The sequence below is a fragment of the Paenibacillus sp. LjRoot56 genome (assembly GCF_964253335.1).
GTDB classification, from domain to species: Bacteria; Bacillota; Bacilli; order Paenibacillales; family NBRC-103111; genus Paenibacillus_E; species Paenibacillus_E allorhizoplanae.
In genome coordinates this window covers 83,846-104,225 of sequence record NZ_CAXURV020000004.1, presented here as the reverse complement: position 1 = coordinate 104,225, position 20,380 = coordinate 83,846, and the positions used below count along the sequence as shown (strand labels likewise).

General features: G+C 46.5%; 17 protein-coding genes. 14 read left to right on the top strand and 3 right to left on the bottom strand.

The window, feature by feature from the left end:
- Positions 1–179: 179 nt before the first annotated feature.
- Positions 180–350 carry a hypothetical protein gene (locus ACSQ8O_RS26145; RefSeq protein ID WP_436244045.1) on the top strand — a complete coding sequence of 57 codons (171 nt, stop codon included), beginning with the start codon at positions 180–182 and terminating at the stop codon, positions 348–350.
- 116 nt (positions 351–466) lie between these two features.
- Positions 467–736 carry a hypothetical protein gene (locus ACSQ8O_RS26140; RefSeq protein ID WP_436244044.1) on the top strand — a complete coding sequence of 90 codons (270 nt, stop codon included), beginning with the start codon at positions 467–469 and terminating at the stop codon, positions 734–736.
- Between the two features lie 101 nt (positions 737–837).
- Here the strand turns inward: ACSQ8O_RS26140 and ACSQ8O_RS26135 are convergent, their stop codons facing one another.
- Positions 838–2,253, bottom strand: coding sequence for an MFS transporter (locus ACSQ8O_RS26135; RefSeq protein WP_436244043.1), 1,416 nt, complete (start codon positions 2,251–2,253; stop codon positions 838–840).
- Positions 2,254–2,441: 188 nt separating this feature from the next.
- Between ACSQ8O_RS26135 and ACSQ8O_RS26130 the strand changes: the two genes are divergently transcribed.
- A complete protein-coding gene (locus tag ACSQ8O_RS26130) occupies positions 2,442–3,359 on the top strand; it encodes an AraC family transcriptional regulator N-terminal domain-containing protein (protein ID WP_436244042.1) in 918 nt (305 codons plus the stop codon).
- A gap of 324 nt (positions 3,360–3,683) precedes the next feature.
- Here the strand turns inward: ACSQ8O_RS26130 and ACSQ8O_RS26125 are convergent, their stop codons facing one another.
- On the bottom strand, positions 3,684–4,004 hold the full coding sequence (locus tag ACSQ8O_RS26125) for a DUF5050 domain-containing protein (protein WP_436244041.1): 321 nt from the start codon (positions 4,002–4,004) through the stop codon (positions 3,684–3,686).
- 485 nt (positions 4,005–4,489) lie between these two features.
- Here ACSQ8O_RS26125 and ACSQ8O_RS26120 point away from each other — a divergent pair, with 485 nt between their 5' ends.
- Positions 4,490–5,065, top strand: coding sequence for a TerD family protein (locus ACSQ8O_RS26120; protein ID WP_436244040.1), 576 nt, complete (start codon positions 4,490–4,492; stop codon positions 5,063–5,065).
- A gap of 75 nt (positions 5,066–5,140) precedes the next feature.
- Here ACSQ8O_RS26120 and ACSQ8O_RS26115 read toward each other — a convergent pair whose 3' ends face one another.
- Positions 5,141–5,962, bottom strand: coding sequence for an AraC family transcriptional regulator (locus tag ACSQ8O_RS26115; RefSeq protein WP_436244039.1), 822 nt, complete (start codon positions 5,960–5,962; stop codon positions 5,141–5,143).
- 158 nt (positions 5,963–6,120) lie between these two features.
- Here ACSQ8O_RS26115 and ACSQ8O_RS26110 point away from each other — a divergent pair, with 158 nt between their 5' ends.
- The 10 genes from ACSQ8O_RS26110 to ACSQ8O_RS26065 all read left to right on the top strand — a co-directional run bounded on the left by ACSQ8O_RS26110 (position 6,121) and on the right by ACSQ8O_RS26065 (position 20,347).
- On the top strand, positions 6,121–7,407 hold the full coding sequence (locus ACSQ8O_RS26110) for a Gfo/Idh/MocA family oxidoreductase (protein WP_436244038.1): 1,287 nt from the start codon (positions 6,121–6,123) through the stop codon (positions 7,405–7,407).
- 91 nt (positions 7,408–7,498) lie between these two features.
- Entirely contained in the window at positions 7,499–8,473 is a 975-nt protein-coding gene (locus tag ACSQ8O_RS26105; protein ID WP_436244037.1) for a LacI family DNA-binding transcriptional regulator, read from the top strand.
- A 79-nt stretch (positions 8,474–8,552) separates the two neighbouring features.
- On the top strand, positions 8,553–9,869 hold the full coding sequence (locus ACSQ8O_RS26100; protein ID WP_236291471.1) for an ABC transporter substrate-binding protein: 1,317 nt from the start codon (positions 8,553–8,555) through the stop codon (positions 9,867–9,869).
- A gap of 36 nt (positions 9,870–9,905) precedes the next feature.
- The gene (locus ACSQ8O_RS26095; protein WP_436244036.1) at positions 9,906–10,793 is read left to right on the top strand and encodes a carbohydrate ABC transporter permease; all 888 of its coding nucleotides are present in this window, start codon (positions 9,906–9,908) and stop codon (positions 10,791–10,793) included.
- A complete protein-coding gene (locus tag ACSQ8O_RS26090; protein ID WP_436244035.1) occupies positions 10,786–11,616 on the top strand; it encodes a carbohydrate ABC transporter permease in 831 nt (276 codons plus the stop codon). The genes ACSQ8O_RS26095 and ACSQ8O_RS26090 overlap by 8 nt, the downstream gene beginning before the upstream one ends.
- 70 nt (positions 11,617–11,686) lie before the next feature.
- A complete protein-coding gene (locus ACSQ8O_RS26085; RefSeq protein WP_436244034.1) occupies positions 11,687–13,456 on the top strand; it encodes an amylo-alpha-1,6-glucosidase in 1,770 nt (589 codons plus the stop codon).
- 92 nt (positions 13,457–13,548) lie between these two features.
- Positions 13,549–15,384, top strand: coding sequence for a right-handed parallel beta-helix repeat-containing protein (locus ACSQ8O_RS26080; RefSeq protein ID WP_436244033.1), 1,836 nt, complete (start codon positions 13,549–13,551; stop codon positions 15,382–15,384).
- A 43-nt stretch (positions 15,385–15,427) separates the two neighbouring features.
- Positions 15,428–17,380 carry a right-handed parallel beta-helix repeat-containing protein gene (locus ACSQ8O_RS26075; RefSeq protein WP_436244032.1) on the top strand — a complete coding sequence of 651 codons (1,953 nt, stop codon included), beginning with the start codon at positions 15,428–15,430 and terminating at the stop codon, positions 17,378–17,380.
- A 68-nt stretch (positions 17,381–17,448) separates the two neighbouring features.
- The gene (locus ACSQ8O_RS26070; RefSeq protein WP_436244031.1) at positions 17,449–18,996 is read left to right on the top strand and encodes an FAD-dependent oxidoreductase; all 1,548 of its coding nucleotides are present in this window, start codon (positions 17,449–17,451) and stop codon (positions 18,994–18,996) included.
- 709 nt (positions 18,997–19,705) lie between these two features.
- Positions 19,706–20,347 carry a GOLPH3/VPS74 family protein gene (locus ACSQ8O_RS26065; protein ID WP_436244030.1) on the top strand — a complete coding sequence of 214 codons (642 nt, stop codon included), beginning with the start codon at positions 19,706–19,708 and terminating at the stop codon, positions 20,345–20,347.
- Positions 20,348–20,380: the final 33 nt, after the last annotated feature.

Sequence of the window (20,380 nt, the reverse complement as noted above, 5' to 3'; positions counted from 1 at the left end):
TTTTTATACTTGCATATTAATGATATTCATTCTCAATTTACGGATGCGTTGAAGTTGTATACTGAACAAACCCAGACTTTTACTCCGCTGTCTATGTTATAATTGCTTCTTTTGTACTATATGTATGAATCCAAATTTTTGGTAAAATTTACAAATACATAAAGAAAGGTTGGGATAATATGAAGGAATTAGAAATGAACCAGAAACAAGATTCAAAGGATGGCGTTGAAACAAATTTTAGAAAAAAGGCAGTAGCTGTTGGTTTAAAAGTATTTTATAGTGGCGTTATCATGCTTGCCCTTTTTCCAACGATATATGGGGCTGATTGGCCTGAGAGAGGTTGGTGCTAATAACTTAGCACGTAACTTGAATTCAATAGCTAAATGAAAATGGCAGCCAACCCTAATGGATTGGTTGCCTTTTCTTAAGAAAAAACAAAATAACGAAGCTAGTCACCTATAGTCGTATGGAAATTGATAATCATATTTTTAAAAGGGAGCTTTTTATGGATCATAAAAATAATTTACTTTACGGAATATTTGCTGGTGTACTTCTTCTTTTTTTAAATAATTCTTTTGCAGTGAGTACAATACAACATCTATTCGATAGCATGCCATTGGCTTATATAACGGTTAGATTCATTCTATATCTGTTATCTTTTATTGGGATTTTAACGGTGGCTTTTTGTTCAATAGAATTGATTATAGAAGTACTTAAATTTAGAAAGCAAAGATGACTAGAATAAATCTCACCAACCACATTGACGGCCTGCTTTGGTGAAAATACTGAACTCATATTTCGTCTTGCAGATGGAACAATAAAAAAATATTGAAAGCTTCAAGACGCTTTACGCGGTTCAGCCGCGACGACACGTTGCGCTCTCTCCGCTGGCAGCAGCAAAATCAAGACCGCTAGGAGAGAAGCTGTCAGGAAAACGGCAGAACCCACGAGCGAGACGGAGATTGCATGAGAGAAAGACGTATCTGATGGAACTTCCGGCCGGTTCGCGGCCTCGAAGACAGCGATCAGAACAGCGAGCCCAAGCGACGCTCCGGTCTGATGAGCGACGTTGACGAGCCCTGACGCTGCGCCTGCATCTTTGGCATCCACGCCGGACAACCCCAGTGTCGTAAATGGCTGAAAAATCATACCAGCACCACACCCCATGACGATCAAAGGGAAAAACAAATGAGGAAGGAAACTCGACTCAGCCGAAATGAGGCTCAGCCAGCTTGTTCCTGTGATCGCGATTATCAACCCGGCAATTAATACTTTAGCGTTCCCGAATCGGGCTAAAAGCGTAGGCATCGCATACATCATCCCGAACTGAACGGCCGTGAACGGCATGATTGCAAGTCCAGCCTGCAAAGAATTGAAATGAAGGACCTTTTGCAAAAATTGCGGAACGAAGAAAAAGATCGGATAATTTCCACACAAGAGCAACAGCCTACCCAAGTAGGCTCCGGATCGTGTTCGGTTCGCGAACAGGCGAAGAGGGGTAATCGGCTCTTTCGCCCGTGCTTCGATCCTCACGAAAGCAACTAGCGAGACACCTCCGAGAGCAAGCGAACCCCATACCTCCGGCGCTTTCCATCCGACAGATGCCGCTTGAACGAAGCCGAATGCCAGTGCCGTCATGCCGATCACTGACGTCATGGCTCCCATGATATCAAGTCTGCCCACTTTGGTCTCCGTCTCCTGCATATATCGAGGAACCATAAGAAGCAGAGCGACGCCGATCGGTACGTTGAGGAACATCCCGGCGCGCCAAGAGATGAGATCTGTCAACAATCCACCGACGATTAAACCGACGCTGCCTCCTGCTCCGGATACGGCGCTGTAAACTGCGATTGCTTTCGACCGTTCCCGTGCTTCCGAGAAGCTTACGGACAACAAGGCGAGTGCAGAAGGTGTTGCCATCGCTGCTGCCACTCCTTGCAATGCGCGTGCCACTAGCAAAAGTTCAGCGGACGGCGCCAAGCCAGCCAACATCGAGGCCAGCGAAAACAAGGCGATCCCCGCGGTAAATGTTTTTCTCCTTCCTAGGATGTCCCCAGCTCGAGCACCTAACAACAAGAAGCCTCCGAACGCCAAAATATAAGCGTTTTGCACCCAAGTCAGAGCGGCCGTAGACAGATGGAGTGTGCTGCCGATTTCGGGTAATGCAGTAACTAAGACGGAAGCGTCGAGCACCATCATCAGCTGACAGGCGACGATAATCGTCAAAATAATTCGTTTCGAATGTTTTTTCAAGAGGATAACCTCCCTTTCACTTTATAACAGTTATTATGACGCGAATCGGCAACGGGAAGTAGCTCATTTCTGCTAAAAAATTGATCAATACTGCAAAGTGATAATCCAAATTGTTCAATAAACAGGTTTGCGCTCTTAGTGGAAAGGCGTATAATAGGAGAGGATAGAAGGAATGGAGGGACGTTCCCATGCAGTCGAAATTGGATCAATTAGTGAATATGGTGGATTCCCTTCATCTTGCAGAGGGTCGTACGGAGACGTCAGTTCCCTTTTTTTCGCTAGTCCGGCGGAACCGGCCGACAGCGATCATACCCGGCGTTCTCACCCCCTCTTTTTGCCTGATTCTACAAGGAGGTAAGAAGCTTCATCTCGGTCAGGACACGATCTATTATAGCGCAGGCGACTATTTGGTTTCGTTGATCGATATACCGGCCTCTGGTCAAGTCATTGGCGCTTCGCGGCAATCGCCGTATTTCGGCTTGCGAATCGATGTAACGGCGGAAGAGATTGCTTCTGTCATGACGGATACCGGTATCACCGTTAAGCCGCTCGACCAAAAGCTGGGCCCTGGAGCTTACGTAGGCAAATCTGATGAACACTTGCAACTCTTATTCATACGGCTTTTGGAGCTGCGAGGCAAGTCCGAGGTTGAAATCCGCTTTCTGTCTTCGCTGATTAAGCGCGAGATGATTTTTCGCTTGCTTACGGGCGATTATGGGCACTTGTTTGTTCAGCGTGTTTTCATGGACCAGCAGAATGAAGGGATCAGTAGAGCCATTGAATGGATAAAGGAGAATTACAACAAAACCTTCACAATCGAAGAGGTGGCGAGATCGTCCAAAATGAGTGTCTCAGGACTTCATCATAAATTCAAAGCTGTCACGACGATGGCTCCCCTGCAATACCAGAAGCAGCTCCGACTCCAGGAAGCGAGACGCCTCATGCTGAACGGCACCGCGAACGCGACGGTCGCCGCGCTGGAGGTCGGATACGAGAGCCCGGCTCAATTCAGTCGTGAATATCGCAGGCTTTTCGGGCTTCCGCCGCTTCAAGATATGAAAGCATTTCATAGAAAACCAGTACCGGAAGTATTCGAAACCAGCTAAAACCTTCATTTCCTCATTTGGAATTGAAGGTTTCGGCTATCGTGGAGTATTCTTCTAAATTTAAGTACAATAAAGATATCTGGAAAATGTCGAATTGAGGTTGCAGAAATAAAAGGATGTTCCACGGCATATTCATGTCGAGGAACATCCTTCTTTTTCTTATTTTAGAACTAGCGATACTCGATCATTTCCTTGGTTTTCCAGTTGATCCATGAGAACGTAACAGGGTTAGCAAAAGTGACTTTAATTAAATCGCCTGCTACATCAAAAGTCTGTACAGCTGATTCATGTAAGAGAGTAACATTTTTAGCTATTAGATCTACTTTATCGAATCCCCGGTAATAGACATATTTGCAATCGATATGCCGCTGAGCAGCTTCTTAGTCCTGAACCATCTGTTTTCATTTTATAGACGCCATTCTCTGGGGAAAGATTGTAATCTCTAGGGTGTCCAATGATTTCAAACGTAGAGAAGTAGATCCAATCCTTATCGACAATAAGGTGGCTAGTACTTACCACATCGCCAATCTTGGTGTTTATAGATCCATCTAGTTTCATTTTATAGATTTTTCGCTCATCCATGGGGTGCGTGTAATAGATCCAGTCTCCATCCACATAAACAGTACCAGCTTGGTTTCCATTCAAACGATTGATGCATATTCTCGGGGCATACGGTATAGGACCAGAAGAAGATACTGTTTCTGTCGTCAGTGGTAATTTTGCGGAGACCGTTTCCAGATTCCCTGCTAATTCTTACTATAAAATATGGTCTAAGAGTGAAATCTGGGACGATAATTCGTATGATAACGTGGAGCTTTATCATGCATCGGGTGAACTTGTCAGCCGTTACAGCTGTAAATCATCAAGTAGTTGCACTAAAAAATCGTTCTAAGACGAGTAATGACAATAGCTTCAGAAAGACTAGGCTAGGAGGCTACCGAAAATGTTCGGCGGCCTTTTTCATTTTTTATTTTGGAACTATTTGAAAGTATCGTCGTATGTATCTTGCAGAGAAAAATTTCACTGTCGAGAGGAGGCACTCTCATTTATGCGAGGGAGCTCACGCAGCACACATCGATGACTTAGCTGAACGTTACCAATAAAAACAATAAAGTGGAGGTAAACATTCTATGCCAATCAATCTATCTAAAGGTCAGAAAGTAGATCTTACAAAAACAAATCCGGGGCTTACAAAAATCTTTGTAGGCCTTGGTTGGGACACAAATAAATACGATGGCGGCAATGCCTTCGATCTTGATTGCTCTGTTTTTTGCACTAACGCTGCAGGTAAAGTGGATAACGAAAAAAACTTTGTTTTTTATAACAACAAGCAAAATGAGAACGGATCTGTTATACATAATGGTGACAATCGTACAGGTGCTGGCGATGGTGATGACGAGCAAATTAAAGTTGATTTATCGACGGTTCCTGCAAATATCGATAAAATTGCTTTTGCTATTACGATTCACGAAGCGGCAGAGCGTAATCAAAACTTCGGACAAGTTTCCAATGCATATGTTCGTATTCTAAATGAAGCGGATAGCCAAGAACTCATTCGTTTTGACCTAGGTGAAGATTTCTCAATTGAAACGGCTGTTGTCGTAGGTGAGTTATATAGGAATTCAGGTGAGTGGAAGTTCTCGGCCGTAGGCAGTGGATATAGAGACGGTCTTGGTGGTTTAGCGAAAGATTATGGTTTAGCATAGTAAAAGGAATTGATTAAAGCCCTCGCCATATACGCGACGGCTTTTTTTGTTTTTTCCTAGGATTAATTGAAAAATCTAATGACCATCCCGAATGGCTGCTTTACGGTATTCAAGTGGGTTAGTTTTGGCTAGTTCCTTAAAGACGCGTCCGAAGTGGCTTATGTTCTCGTAACCGACACGTTGGGCTATCAACGTTATCTTCCAGTCGGTCTCCCTGAGCAGTCGCTGCGCTTCACTGATTCGGATGCTAGTAACATATTCAACGAAGGAAAATCCGGTAACCTTCTTGAACATTCGACTTAGATGATAGGGGCTGATGTAATGCTCCTTGGCAATGGCGTTCAAAGATAGTGGCTCTTCGAATCTGCCGTTGATGGCGGCGACGATTTCGGCAATTTTTTTATGCGCAGGGCTCTCGTGTTCAAAATCCGCTCCGCTTCCTCGGTTCAACCGGCGTGCGCACCAGATCAGCAGAGTGGCCAGTTGAGACTGAAGCGCCGTTTCGTATCCCGGCAGAGAATCGTTTGACTCCTTCAGCATCTCAAACAGCAATCGATGCACCCACTCTTGCTCATGAGGAGGAACAGAAAGCAGTCTGATTTTCATCCGGAATGGCTCATATAACAGCGGTTGGCTGAAATGGTTCAGGAAGCTTTCGGTAAAATTGATCAAAATGCGCTCGTGATTCGGCAGACTTGTGTCGCCTGTCTTGTGAAGCTCGTATTTATCAATAAAAACAAGATCACCCTCACGGATTCGGTAGGTCAGGTCTTTGATAAAATATGTCCGTTCCCCATTGATTAAATAATATATTTCGTATCGGTCGTGAAAATGGTTTTTTTGCATGGTGTAGTAGCCGTTCCGTTTCATATGATGGATGAACATTTCCTTCTGCATCAGGTTGTCCCCTCCTTTTTCCTCACTATAGCACGATCATCTGAAAAATACGCAAAAAATGCAAAGAAAGCGGGACATTATCGCAAATATTCCGCAGAAAGGGATGATTTATTGCGTTACAATGAAAGCGTACTAACAACTGAAGAGGGGAAGAGGCTATGATGAAAAAAAAATATGCACTGGTCGGTACAGGCGGCCGCGCCGAATTTTTTTATGGGGCTCTCGCTGAAGGATACCGTGATCGTACCGAGCTCGTCGCCTTTTGTGACATTAACGCTGTAAGGTTATCTTATGCAAATCGATTGCTCAAAGAAAAGTACGCACATCCGGAAATTGCCGTCTACGGTGCAGAAGAGTTCGATACTATGATTGAGAAGGAGAAGCCCGACACCATCATCGTAACAACCATGGACAGAACGCACCATAAGTACATTATCCGAGCTATGGAACTGGGCTGCGACGTTATAAGCGAGAAGCCGATGACAGTTGACGAGGACAAGTGCCAGGATATTCTTGATGCAGTGAGTAGGACCGGGCGCAGCCTCAGAGTCACCTTCAATTACCGGTATGCACCGCATAACACCAAAGTGCGCGAACTGATTATGGACGGCGTTATTGGCGACGTTCATTCCGTTCATTTCGAATGGTTGCTCAGCACCGAGCATGGAGCCGATTACTTCCGTCGCTGGCATAGGGATAAACGAAATAGTGGAGGTCTGCTCGTTCACAAGTCGACTCATCATTTCGATCTGGTTAATTTCTGGCTGGGCACCCGCCCGCAATCGGTATTTGCCATGGGCGGTCTCATGTATTATGGACGCGAAAATGCGGAACGCAGAGGCGTGACGCAATTTTACCAACGAGCACTTGGCAGCGAGGTGGCTAAAAACGATCCGTTCGCGCTGCATCTGGATTCCAATGATCATTTAAAGGCGTTGTATCTGGATGCGGAGATCGCTGACGGCTATCAACGGGATCAAAGCGTGTTCGGCGACGGAATTAGTATCGAAGATACACTAGGCGTCATCGTTAGATACGAGAACCAGGCAATACTAACTTATTCATTAAACGCTTACCAACCTTGGGAAGGGTTCAATGTTGTATTTAACGGCAGCAAAGGACGTATGGAGCTTAAGGTTGTGGAACGATCATATATCAACTCAGCGGGTGAGAAAGAGGATGAGGGCGCACTTTCCCATAAGCAGCTAACCGTACAGCCAATGTTCCAGAAGGCTTATGAGGTCGAGATAGAGGAAAGAAGCGGAGGGCATGGCGGAGGAGATCCGATACTGTTAAACGATCTATTTGGAGAACCAGCGTCTGATAGATTGAACCGAGCTGCCTCGCATGTAGATGGAGCCATATCCATATTGACGGGGATCGCTGGAAATGTCTCCATGCGAACCGGTCGACAGATTGAGATCGAGAGTTTAGTAAGATTTTAAATTTTTATGGAAAAGTATTCCTAATTACGAACACGTGTAATATACTTAAATTATCATAGACATGTGTAAGTTGAAAGGAACTAAGCAATCCATGAAAGTAACCATTAAGGATATCGCCCGTGCAGCAGGAGTGAGCCATCCCACCGTATCGAAAGCGTTGAACGGATCTCCGGGGGTCAGCCATGCAGTCCGTCAAAGAATCGTCAATATAGCCGAACAGATGAACTATATCCCCAATCAGGCGGCACGAAGACTGGCTGACAAGCAGACGCAGACCATAGGCTTACTGTGGCCGAAATCAGAAGCGCTATTCTTTCATCACCTCAGCCTGCAGATTCAGCAGGAAGCCGCTAGGCGTGGACTGGATGTGATGATTTCGCTGGCTGATCCGCCTCGAGGACTTCGTGCATTTAACGAGCATTTTGTCGATCGGATCATCTTCTGGAGTCCTCCAGGTTGGCAGCCAGATATGGCTTTCATCAAGCAGAAGGAGCTCTTTCAAGGGCGAATGCTGCTGATGGGAGGCGGCACCTTAGAGGGGACGCACCGGATCAGCGTCGACCGAAGCGGAGCCATTTATGAGTCCGTATGCTATTTGGCGGCTTATGGTCACCGCAGAATTACCTTCGTCGGGGACTCCTACGAGAAACAGTTGGGTTTCACTAGAGGTATTCTGGAACAGAGACTGGATTACCATGAGCATTACGTGATTGCCGCCAAAGAAGGGGATTCCTTTCCGGAGAAGCGTGTTGCGGATTTGCTGGACAGTCCCGATAGACCGACTGCCTTTATTGTCGACAACCAATCTTACGCCTTCGGACTGATCAAGCTGTTCAGAGACAGGGAGATTCGTATGCCCGACGACTACTCATTGATCGTTTATGATGATATTCCGGAAATGGAAAGAATGGAGATTCCCGTAACGACGATCGGTCCTCCTATTAGAAAGCTGGCCGTGCTTGCATTAGAAATAATGGGGAGCAAAGAGGGGCAAGGACAAGAAGACATGGCAGATATTGAGATCAAATGCGAAATGAATGTGCGCCAATCTACGGGACGCATTTAAGTTCGTGCATTTACGAACACGTGTAACATGCAAGCTCTTAGCAAATTCATTCGTCCATTCTCAAAAGGGAGGTTTTTGTATGAAAATGTTCAAACTTGTATCCGCATCAGTTTTGATTGCTTTTTCAGCTGCAGCCTGCTCCTCAGAAACGACTACGGATACCCCTGCGGTCAGTCCATCTAGCCCTAGCGTAACATCGAACATTCCGAAAGAAGTTAATTTAAAGATCGGCTTGCCAGGCAGCTATGACATCACAAGTAAAAAAATCATCGACGGCTTCCAAGCGAAATATCCCAACATCAAGCTGCAGATCGAAGAAGCGCCTTGGGCTGATTTTACAACTAAAATAGTAACGAATATCGCGGGCAATAACGCGCCTGATATCTGGTTTCAGGAAAATGCCGTTATCCTTGGTTACGGGACGCGAGGCGTTGCCGAAAATCTAGAACCTTATATTAAGCGGGACTTAAAGACGGAGGATTATATCGAATCCCTGCTGTCCGCCAAGACGCCAGACGGTAAAATTTACGGCATTCCGCATGGCGTCAACCCGAACGCACTCGTTTATAACAAGAAAATCTTCCAACAAAACAATGTTCCTTTCCCTACTGACAACTGGACTTTCCAGGATATGATTGATGCGGCCAAGAAGTTGACGAAGGACACGGACGGTGATGGGAAAACGGATATTTACGGTTTCCAGACGGCTAGCTCTATTGCTCAGGGTTGGATTCCTTGGATCAAATCGACCGGGGGCTCAGCGCTTGATGCGGGCATGACGAAGGCAACATTCAGTGATCCCAAGACTGTTGAAGGCTTGACTCGTTGGGCCGATACGATCCTTAAGGATAAAATCAGCCCGACTCGAGAGATGCAAACGAATCAGAATTATTTTCAAAGTGAAAAAACAGCAATGACGTTCCTGCAATATTCTGGTCAAGTCAACTTGAATAAAAACAAACCTGATCTGGATTGGGATGTCGTCAAGGTTCCCATTGGTTTTGACGGCAAACGCTTCGTCCCTACAGTCGTCAACCAATGGCTGATCTACTCCAAGGCGAAACCGGAAGCGAAGGAAGCGGCGTGGACATTCCTCAAATATTATTTGAGCGACGAAGCACAGACGTTTCTTTCCGAAAGCGGTGCGAGCCTTCCTGTGAAGAAAACCGCGCTCGTAGCTCTCGAGAAGTCGAGCAGCAAGCCGGCCAATAAGCAAGCTTTTACGAAAGGTGTCGAGGAGGCAGGAGGCACGCTGGATGAGAACCCATCATGGAATCAATGGCGCGCAGCGGCAACCCCGATCCTGAATGATATCCTCGATGGCAAAAAAGCACCAACTGATGGAGCGAAGGAAATCCAGCAAAAAGTGCAATCCGTTTTGGACGAGAATAAATAAGTACGGGCTTCAGGTCCGGTCGAATGAGGTGTTACGATGCGCAAACAAGGCTGGTGGGGCTTCTGCTTCACCCTCCCTTTTCTCATACAATTGGCCGTCTTCTTTCTGTTCCCATTCTTCTTCTCGTTTTATTTAACCTTTACGAAATGGGATTTGTTCAACGCGCCGCATTGGATCGGTTTGAGAAATTGGTCGTTAATGGTGAAAAATGACGTGTTCTGGCTGGCACTGCGCAATGTGTTCTACTTCGCTCTGCTGTTCGTACCGGGTCAGACGTTGGTCTCCTTGCTGTTGGCTTACATGTTGAATCTGCAAATTCGTGGAAAAACGTTTTTTCGACTGATTTACTTCTTACCAGTCATTACGCCATGGGTTGCAGGAGGGCTGGTCTGGCTATGGATTTACAATAACGAGTTCGGGATTCTGAATTGGATGCTGGATTCATTGGGTCTAGACAGGGTAAATTGGATCCGGAGTGAAAAGTGGTGGTTGGTCATCGGTTCAATTGCCATCGTGAATATTTGGAAAGGTGCCGGATATTCCATGGTGCTGCTTCTCGCAGGTATGCAAAACATTTCCAAAGAAATCATGGAAGCCGCCCGGATTGACGGTGCCAACGGCTGGAAATATTTCACGAAAATTACGATACCACTCGTATCCCCGATGGTTTATATGGTCATGATCCTTTCGACGATTTCGGCGTTTCACGCGTTTGATGTGTTTCTGGTCATGCTTGGCGAGAAAGGCGACATAAACTCCATTCATGACAGGAATATGGTTCCGAACATTCTGATCTACCGGGACGCGTTCCTGAACGCGAAGATGGGCGCTGCATCCGCATGGGCATGGGGATTATTTGCAATCATTCTGCTGGTCACGTTATTTCAGAAAAAAATGGAGAAGAGGTGGGTCCACTATGAGTAAACAATCGCTTGGTCTACAGTGGGCCGCTTATATCGTCTTGATCGGCGGCATGCTGTTCATGCTGGTTCCTTTTTTGCAGATGCTCACTACATCATTAATGAAACCGGGCGATGAACTAACGTTGCCGCCAAAATTATGGCCACATCCGATTGAATGGAGCAATTATTATAAGGTTTGGGTCGAGGTTAATTTTGTACGATACGCGATGAATAGCGTATTAATTACTGTGCTTGATATGGTCGGCATGGTTGCCTCTTGCGCAATCGTCGCCTATGGGCTTGCTTTTTTCGAATTTAAAGGACGCAACCTTATTTTTCTGGCAATGCTGGGCACGATGATGCTGCCATCGCAAGTCACCATGATTCCTACTTATTTTATATGGAAACAACTAGGTATGCTAAATACGTATTATCCGCTTTACCTGCGCAGCTTTCTGGGAGGCGCCTTCGGCATCTTTCTGATGCACCAGTTTTACAAGACGCTTCCGAAGGAACTATATGATGCAGCTTGGGTCGACGGAGCGAATCCTTGGACCATTTTTTATAAAATATACGTTCCGCTGACAAAGCCTGCCTTATCGGCCCTAGCTGTGTTTACCTTCATCAGTTCATGGAACAGTACGCTTGAGCCGCTTATTTATTTACAGGATAAAAAGCTGTATACGCTGCCACTAGGACTCCTGTTTCTACGCAATGAGGTGGATAACAAGACGACAATCATTATGGCGGGTTCCGTCATTACGCTTCTTCCGGTTCTGATTGTGTTTCTCTTCGCCCAGAAGCAATTCGTGCAAGGTGTAGCGTCTGCGGGGTTAAAAGGATGACTGAAATACTTTATTCTTCGGCGGATTGGCCGCCCGGAATCAAGAATAAGGAAAAAAGGAGGGAAATGAGATGGGGCCTGCTTCGCTAGCATCTGATTGGACGAATATGCCCGATATTTGGGGAGAGGGAGCTCTGTTTGCATTTTCAGGGCTTGATGGCGAAACCGACACACGGTCGCAATTCGTCGCAACCGTAGGATCGGCAGGTTACGATCTGCTTTTTCATACGCCAGAGCGTCGACTGCTTAAGCTTCGAACTGCCGATTTCGGTAAGGTGCGGATCGCTACAGGGGACGTGCTCATCTCCGAAACGGATAGGGGAGAAATAATGATGATGTATGCAGCTTGGCATACGTTGATCGGTCATCTACCTGGAGATGGAGACGTGACTCTAGCGTTCGTGGACGACGGGCTTGAGAACAGGAACGGGCTGACAATGCGTACTGAGATTCTCTCCGATGGAGGACAATTAACAATCACAGAGGATGTTGGTAAGGGGGATGTCATTGCGCTTCTGCTGGCTGCGGATGAACGATCCTGGGCATTGGCCTTCGGGACGAATGCAGCCGAAGCGACAGATCGAGCAGTCGACGCCCTTCTGTTAGATCGACATCAAGTGATGAAGGAAAGACTGAACCTCTATGCTCAGCTGCCAGTGGTTCGAAATCCTGCAAGAGCCAGGCTGCTTAAAAAATGCTTAAGTGTCATGAAAGTGAATACCCTTTCTGCTGAGGCGTCAATCGGCCAGATGTGGTCGACTCCCGACCGAGTACCCCACCGAGCCATGTGGCTGTGGGATTCGGTATTTCATTCCTTCGCCATGAACAGGATTCATGCCGATACCTCCTGGATGTTTCTCAAGAGTGTGCTCGAAACTCAGCTAGAAGATGGGATGATTCCGCATATGAGCAGAGCGGACGGCACGGTTTCTTCGATTACTCAGCCTCCCATATTGGCATGGGGTGTTTGGGAGAACTTCCGATTTACGAAGCGCTGGACCGATCTGTCCTATGCGCTGCCCCGTCTGGAGCTTTATATGGCATGGATCCTCACACACCGAGACAATAATCAAAATGGCCTGCTGGAATGGATGATCGAGGGCAACCCACTCTGCCGATCCGGTGAATCCGGCATGGATAATTCACCTCGATTCGATGAGGCGGCACAGCTGGACGCTGTGGATTTTTCTTCCTATGCAGCTGCTGATATGACATATATGTCGCGTATTGCTGAAGAGCTGGGAGACCATGAGCGTTCATTGTTATGGTCCCGTCGTTCAGCTGCCATGTCGGCAAGCATACATAGTAAACTGTGGCACGAGGAAGACGGATTTTATTATGATCTTGCCATGAACGGAAGCATGTCGAAAGTGAAGGCGGTAAGCGGTTTTATGCCGATGCTGCTTGGGGATTTACAGGAAACAAGAACGGAGCGTCTGCTCACGATGCTGCATGATCCGCAGCACTTTGGTACGCCATTGCCTATTCCCAGCACGGCTGTATCCGAGCCTACGTACTCCACGGATATGTGGCGTGGGCCTGTGTGGATCAGCACGAATTATCTGATTATTACGGGTCTGCGCAAGCAGGGGAAAGAGCAGGAAGCCAACAAACTGGCGGAGCGAACAATTGATGCCGTGCAGTCCTGGTATGAGCGGCATGGCGTCATTTTTGAATATTTCGACGCCGAAGCCAAGACTTCACCGCTCGCTTGCAGCCGGAAAGGTCCACCTCTGCAACAATACGATATACGAAGGAAAATTGACGTGATCCGCGATTTTCACTGGTCCGCTGCGTTAACCGCCTGTCTACTATTAGATTCGCAGCCCAAATCTGGTTAGCTGGAAGACGAGTATGTAAGCCGAAGCAAGAAGTATTGTACACCTATGAGTCGAACTACATATTTCCGAATATTTACCATGTAGGAGGGATTATGATGAAGGATTCAGAGCTCCATGATGTCAAACTTCAAGAGATCGATACTCAGCGCCAGTTGGAAATACCCGTGCAAGAGGAAGAAACCGGCCAAGCCCGTAAGATGACTCGGAGAAGCTTGCTTGCCGTACTAGGAACGGCTGGTTTAACGGCAGCAGCCGGTGGAATGGTGATGAGTTTACTAGGAACGCCGGCAGCAGCGGCAGGCAGTTCTGTGACCGAGAATGTGTACGAGCAGCAAGGGTTAGCACTACTGGAAACTTGCGATCCAGGTTGGGTCAATGTTCTTGACTACAACGCTGTCGGAGATGGAACTACGGATGACACAGATGCCTTCCGTTCCGCTGCAGCTACCGGTAAGCCGATGATTGTCCCCAAGACGACGTCCTTCTATAAGCTGAGTGGTTCTGTCTCGCTGACGGCTTCTATGATCGGAATTGGTATGCCAGAAATTCGAATGGACGGTTCCGATGGGTCTGAGCAGAAACGCATGCTGCAAATTCATAATTATCAGGGCGGAGGACTCCATGTCACGGGACTTTACCTGAATGGCGGTTACACAACCGGCACAGTCAACGAGCAGTCTCATCTTGTCAGGATCGCTAATTCCGTCAATGTATTTATTCATAACAATGTCTTACTTGCGCCTTACGGTGACTGTGTCTATATTGGTTCCGATTATATTGCGCCCAGCGAGAATGTGCATATACGCGACAACGTACTCAGCAATCCAAGAAGATGTGCAGTCGCTGTCGTCTCCGGCCGTAAAGTGTGGATCGAAGGCAATGTGATCAAGGATTCCTTTCCGTATGTTGCCACCATTGACTTGGAGCCGAATAGCTCCTCTACGGGCTCGGATATCGTTGAAGATATCTGGATTACAGAGAACGAGTATTATAGCGAAATTTATTTCATTAATTCCTACAATCCTAATACGGCTTCTCCGAACAAACGGATAACAATTACGGGAAATAAGGGCCAAGCGCGATATTTCTTCCGCTGTAATAGTGCTCCGGCAATTACCGTGCAGGTGACCATCAAGGACAACGATTTTTACGGGTCTGTCTCCGACGCCCGCATGATCCAAAGCTCTAATGTGACCAAGGGACTTGAAATCAGCGGAAACCGCGATTATGCAACAGGTGCATCTGGCTGGAATATCGCGAATTCAGAAGCTCCGATCGTCGCTGGCAATCGGATCGAGTCGGCAAGAGCAATAGCCGTCTCATTTACCAATTGCTCTTCCGTTCAATTCACAGACAACTTGATTAAGGATATCAATTCTTCGAATGGAGCCGTCCGGTTTGCAGGGCCGCAGGCGACAGGGCGTCATCTCATCACCGGCAATCAGTTGGTCAATATTGGAAGTGTTGGCTACTGGTTTGGCGGCGTGGTGACGGAGACGTTATTCGACGGCAATGTGACGGAGTGCGCGGGGAAATGCGTTCAAATCGATACGGCGGCAGTGGGCTCAGACCTTCGGATTACAACTGGAAACGTGTTCGCAGGCACGGGGACTCCCGTATTCGGGGCTCCGAATCTGAAGGTTTGGACATCACCTGAAATTCAGACGAAGGATATGATATCGGGATGGGCTACAGCCTTACCTGTTACGGGAACATGCAAACGCGGTTCCATCCTGTGGAACGTTCAGCCTTCCACACTGTCACCAGTAGGCTGGATTTGCGTCTCTGACGGCTCTCCCGGTGTATGGGAACCGATTGGCTCTGCCGGAGCGCTAAGTGCTTCGTCGCTAAAGCTGAAATCGCCAAATGGAAGCGTATTTATAGTGACAGTTACCGATGCAGGTCAACTATCCGTCACGCCAGCTTAATAATGGAAGCTAATCCAACATATTTCTGGGAGGGGTTTTAGGTATGCGTAACCAACAGACAAATCCAAATGATGAAATTACGGAAGTTTCCACAGAAGGCACATCAGTGATGAGGATTAATCGGAGGAAGCTGCTAGCATCAATTGGAGCGGCGGGAGTAGCTTTTGCCACAGGGGGCCTGCTCAACTCTAGGTTTCAAGGTGTAGCGGAAGCGAAATCATCCGTTACGGAAAACGTATACGGTCCGTTAGGCCAAAAATTAATGCTGACCGATTTACGCAATATCGATATGTGCTTGTCCGTGTCGTTGAGCGGGTTGCGAACATCCGCTGATCTGCTTCCTGAGGCTGCTTATTATGTGACGGATGCGGGGAAGGAAGGTTATTTTCTACTCGACAGCGCAGATACGACTTCGGTAGACAATACCGGAACGGTAGTCGTTACAACACGTGGCAAAAGATTTAAGCGAATAATCGGCGAAACCATTCTGCTATCCTGGTTCGGCGCTATCGGTGACAGTGTAACTGTAGAAACACAAGCTTTGCAGAATGCCATTAACGCCGCTGCCGGTAAAAGGCTGTATATCCCGAAGCAGCGGGTCGGTTACTATTTGACCGGTCAACTGATCGTGCCGAGCGACATTGTCATCGAATGTGAATCTGGTACCGTCATCCAAGCAATTGACAGTTTAAACAGAAAATCACCTTACGAGCGACTGATCCGAATTAAGAATGCGAAACATGTGCATATCATCGGCAACGGAGCTACCTTTCAAATGAACAAACCTGCTTACAACTCCGGAGAGCAGGCACATATTTTCGATATAAGCGGATCGGAAAACATTGTCATCGAAGGAATTCATGCCAACGACAGCGGTGGGGATGGATTCTATATCGGCAATTACGAGGCGTCACAACCCTATTGCAAGGACGTTGTTTTGCGGGACTGTGTAGCTAATAATAATCGCAGGCAAGGTCTTTCCGTTATTAGCGTGGACGGATTGCTGGTAGAGAGGTGCAGATTCACGAACACGACCGGCACAGCACCGAAAAGTGGTGTCGATATCGAGCCCAACAACAATTCAGGTCAAGATGTCTTGAAAAAAATTCGGTTTGTGGATTGTGTTGCTGAGGGCAATGTCGGGCGTGGCTTTCTCGTGACTCTTCATCGGATGACTGCTGCCAATGAGCGTGTTGATATTACCTTTGAGCATTGCCGCACCAAAAGCAATTCCTTCGGTAGCTCGGTCAATTATGGCGCGGAAGGAGCGAATGCGGTCAAGGGAGAGGTAAAATTTATCGATTGCATGGCGGAAAAAGAGCAATACGCCGGGTTTTCGGTATTATCAAGCTCCCCGGAAAGCATTAAAGTGTCCTTCATACGCTGCAGAGCGGTAAATTGCAATACGGTAAACGCACCTGAAGACCCCTACGGTTACGGTTCTTCATTCATTGTAACGACTGTACCGCAGTTTCCAAGAACGGCCATCGGCAATGTAGATTTTGTGGAATGTGCATCGATCGAAGAGCGACCTGTGCCTTTGATTACACGCGGATTTTCGGTTAAGAAGAATAGCTCAGAAGCCATTCGTAACATCAGGTTTGTCAACTGTACGGCTAGTGGGGGCGCACAGCGTCTGTTGTATGTAGATCCATCCGCAGATCAGGTGTTTGCAGATCTATACCCGATGCCTGAGATGACACTGGCTTCCGTAGCAGCAATTGACCCTGGTGCCAACGGACATCTTCTTACCAATGCAGGCACTTCCAGCATTTCAGCGTTCACACTGCCACAGTCTAAAAAGGGACAGCAATTTACGGTAGTTATTGAGTCACCTTATCCGATTAAACTAACGCCGCAGTCCGGATCGTCGATCAGGACCCCTTCCGGTCTCAAGGGAGAACTCGAATCCGCAAATCCCGGTGATTCAATCACCTTAAAGGGGAGAACGGACGGCAACTGGGATATCGTTGGATTTGTAGGCGGATGGTTTTAAGCTGCGAAGAATAAAGTCAGTCGCAGTTCTTATAGATAGAACCCTAGGGATAAGGAGATATAAAGAAGATGACTGATTTCAGTAAACTAAACTATTATGCACAGCAGACAGCTGCTAAAGAGCCGGAGCATATCGAAGCGGATTTATGCATTTATGGCGCTACTCCTGCGGGGATAGCTGCAGCCGTTCAAGCAAGTCGGATGGGGCTCCGCCCTGTTATAGCCGAGTTCGGCACGCACCTGGGAGGGATGACAGCAAGCGGGTTAGGTCGTACCGATGTTGGAAACAAAGAGGCAATCGGAGGCATTTCTCGGGAATTTTACCGCACAATCGGCAAACATTATGGCAGCGATGAGCCGGATGGAGCCGCATGGGCCTTTGAGCCGCATATTGCGGAATCGATTTTTCACGAATGGTTAGAACGTGCGGGGACGCCTGTCTATTACCAACAACATCTGGACTCGGTCGAAATGAAGAACGGCAGAATTGTCCGCATACGGATGGAAAACGGCAATACCTTTGCAGCCTCTATTTTTATAGACGCTACCTACGAAGGTGATCTGTTTGCTCGGGCTGGTGTGTCTTATCATGTGGGCCGGGAAGCGAACTCGGTATACAGAGAAACTTTAAACGGCATTCACTTCGGACATCCGAAGCATAATTTCTATGCCTGGACCGATCCATACAGGATAGTAGGGAAGCCGGACAGCGGGCTGCTTCCGGGTATCAGCGATGAAGCGCCAGGCTACCAGGGACAGGGTGACCGTACCGTCCAAGCTTACAATTTCCGTATATGCTTGACGAATGTTCCGAACAACCGGATCGCTTTCCCTGAGCCGCCGAATTACAACCCCGACCGATTTGCATTGCTATTGAGGTACATTAATTCCGGTGTATGGGATGCCATGCAGCTGAATAAAATTATGCCCAGGGGTAAGTCCGATCTCAACAACCGAGGCGCTTTCAGCACCGATCATATCGGGGCCAACTATCATTGGCCGGAGGGGAATTATGTCACGCGTGAGGCTATTTTTCAGGACCATGTGAACTATAATCTCGGAATGCTCTATTTTCTCGCCAACGATGAATCGGTCCCTTCTTATGTTCGTGCTGAAGCACGCCAGTGGGGACTGCCTGCTGACGAGTTCAAAGAAACAGGCGGTTGGCCGCACCAGCTTTATATAAGGGAAGGACGCCGAATGATTGCCGAAGTCGTGATGACTGAGCATCACTGCCGTAAGTATACAGTGGAGGAAGACTCCATTGGTCTGGCAGCTTATACCATGGATTCCCATAACTGCCGAAGAATTGTGTTGGATGGACGTTGCGTCAATGAAGGCAATGTAGAAATCAGTCCTAGTGGACCTTACCCGATTTCCTATCGCTCTATCGTACCCAAAGGCGAGGAATGTTCGAATCTGATCGTACCGGTTTGTCTGTCCTCCTCTCACATTGCCTATGGTTCGATTCGTATGGAGCCCGTATTCATGATACTCGGGCAATCTGCTGCAACCGCAGCAGCGCTCGCCTTGGAAGCAGGCTGCGCCGTGCAGGAGATCGATTACGCCAAGCTCCGTGAAAGACTTTTGATAGACGGACAAGTGTTGAACGCATGATTATGTTTGTTTATCTTTCAGGTCTACATGCAATTCTTTGAGGTTTGAATAGGCTGCCAGCATGCTGGCAGTTTATTCATGTTACGGACAGAATGTTAACAATTTCTGAAACACGCGTTGAGAGTAATCTTCTAAGAATTGGAGGAGGAGATTCAATTGTGGCGTAATCCCCCTTTCTGGCTTTATTAATCTAGTATATGTCTGTCCCAAGAGATCAGGTTATAATAGGATAGCGTATAGGAGATCGGAGTTGGAGAGGGGAGAATGGCCTTGAACAAGATAAACGTCGGGAAAAACCTTAGCACGTTTCCTGGACATCGAATTATGTTGTTTACGGTTCTGAGCTTATTCATGTTCTTGATGTTCGTCATGAGCGGATGCACGAAATCGCAGCATTCGTACAGTTACCATAATTGAAAAAAGTACGGATAGTGGACATAGATTTAAATGCAAAAGCCTGAGGAATGGGAATCAGGCTTTTTTATTTATATCATGGTAATTGTGATTTGAAAAATCGATTAACAAACCCTTTGACTAATTGTATTTCGTGCAATATTCTAAGTAGTAAGTAGTAAGTAGTAAGTAGTAAGTAGTAAGTAGTAAGTAGTAAGTAGTAAGTAGTAAGTAGTAAGTAGTAAGTAGTAAGTAGTAAGTAGTAAGTAGTAAGTAGTAAGTAGTAAGTAAAAATCTTCGAAAGGATGATACCGCCATGTTACAAAATTTATCATTACCTCAAGAGTTTGTCTTACTTGCATTAGATCGTGATACCAATAAATTAAATTCTATTTTTCGTATGCATATTGGTTTGTATACGGTAATGGCTTGTATAGTGGAACTTTCTATAAATGGCAACGTTACATTTGATAACGATGATACGGTCAGAATTTCTAACTCAGCATCTGCAGGTGAAAAATATTTGGACAGATTACTCGAAATTATGATTGCTGAGAACCCAAAGAAGCTAAAGGCGTGGGTTTCTTACTTTTACTACTTCAAACAAAGAGAAATTTATAAAATGGTTATAGAAAGCCTTGTAGATAAAGGAGTTCTAGAGATTGAAGATACGGAAGTTTTATTCATTGTTCCAGCAAAAAAGTATAAGGATGTAGCAAATACACGGAACCACATCGTGGAGAAAATTCGAGCTGAGTTATTAGAGAATGGAAATGTAGAAGACTATACAGTAGCCTTGGTGTTATTTTTAAACACTAAAAGTATGCTAAAAGATTATTTTTCTGATTACGAACAAAAAATGTTAAAGCAAAAACTAGAGATATTGCGTAAAGAGGACATTTATAAAAAAATTAGAACGATTGATATCGCTATCCAAAATCTTGATTCTGGATTATAGGTTCAAGTATTGCAGCAACATAAGGGAGAAAAA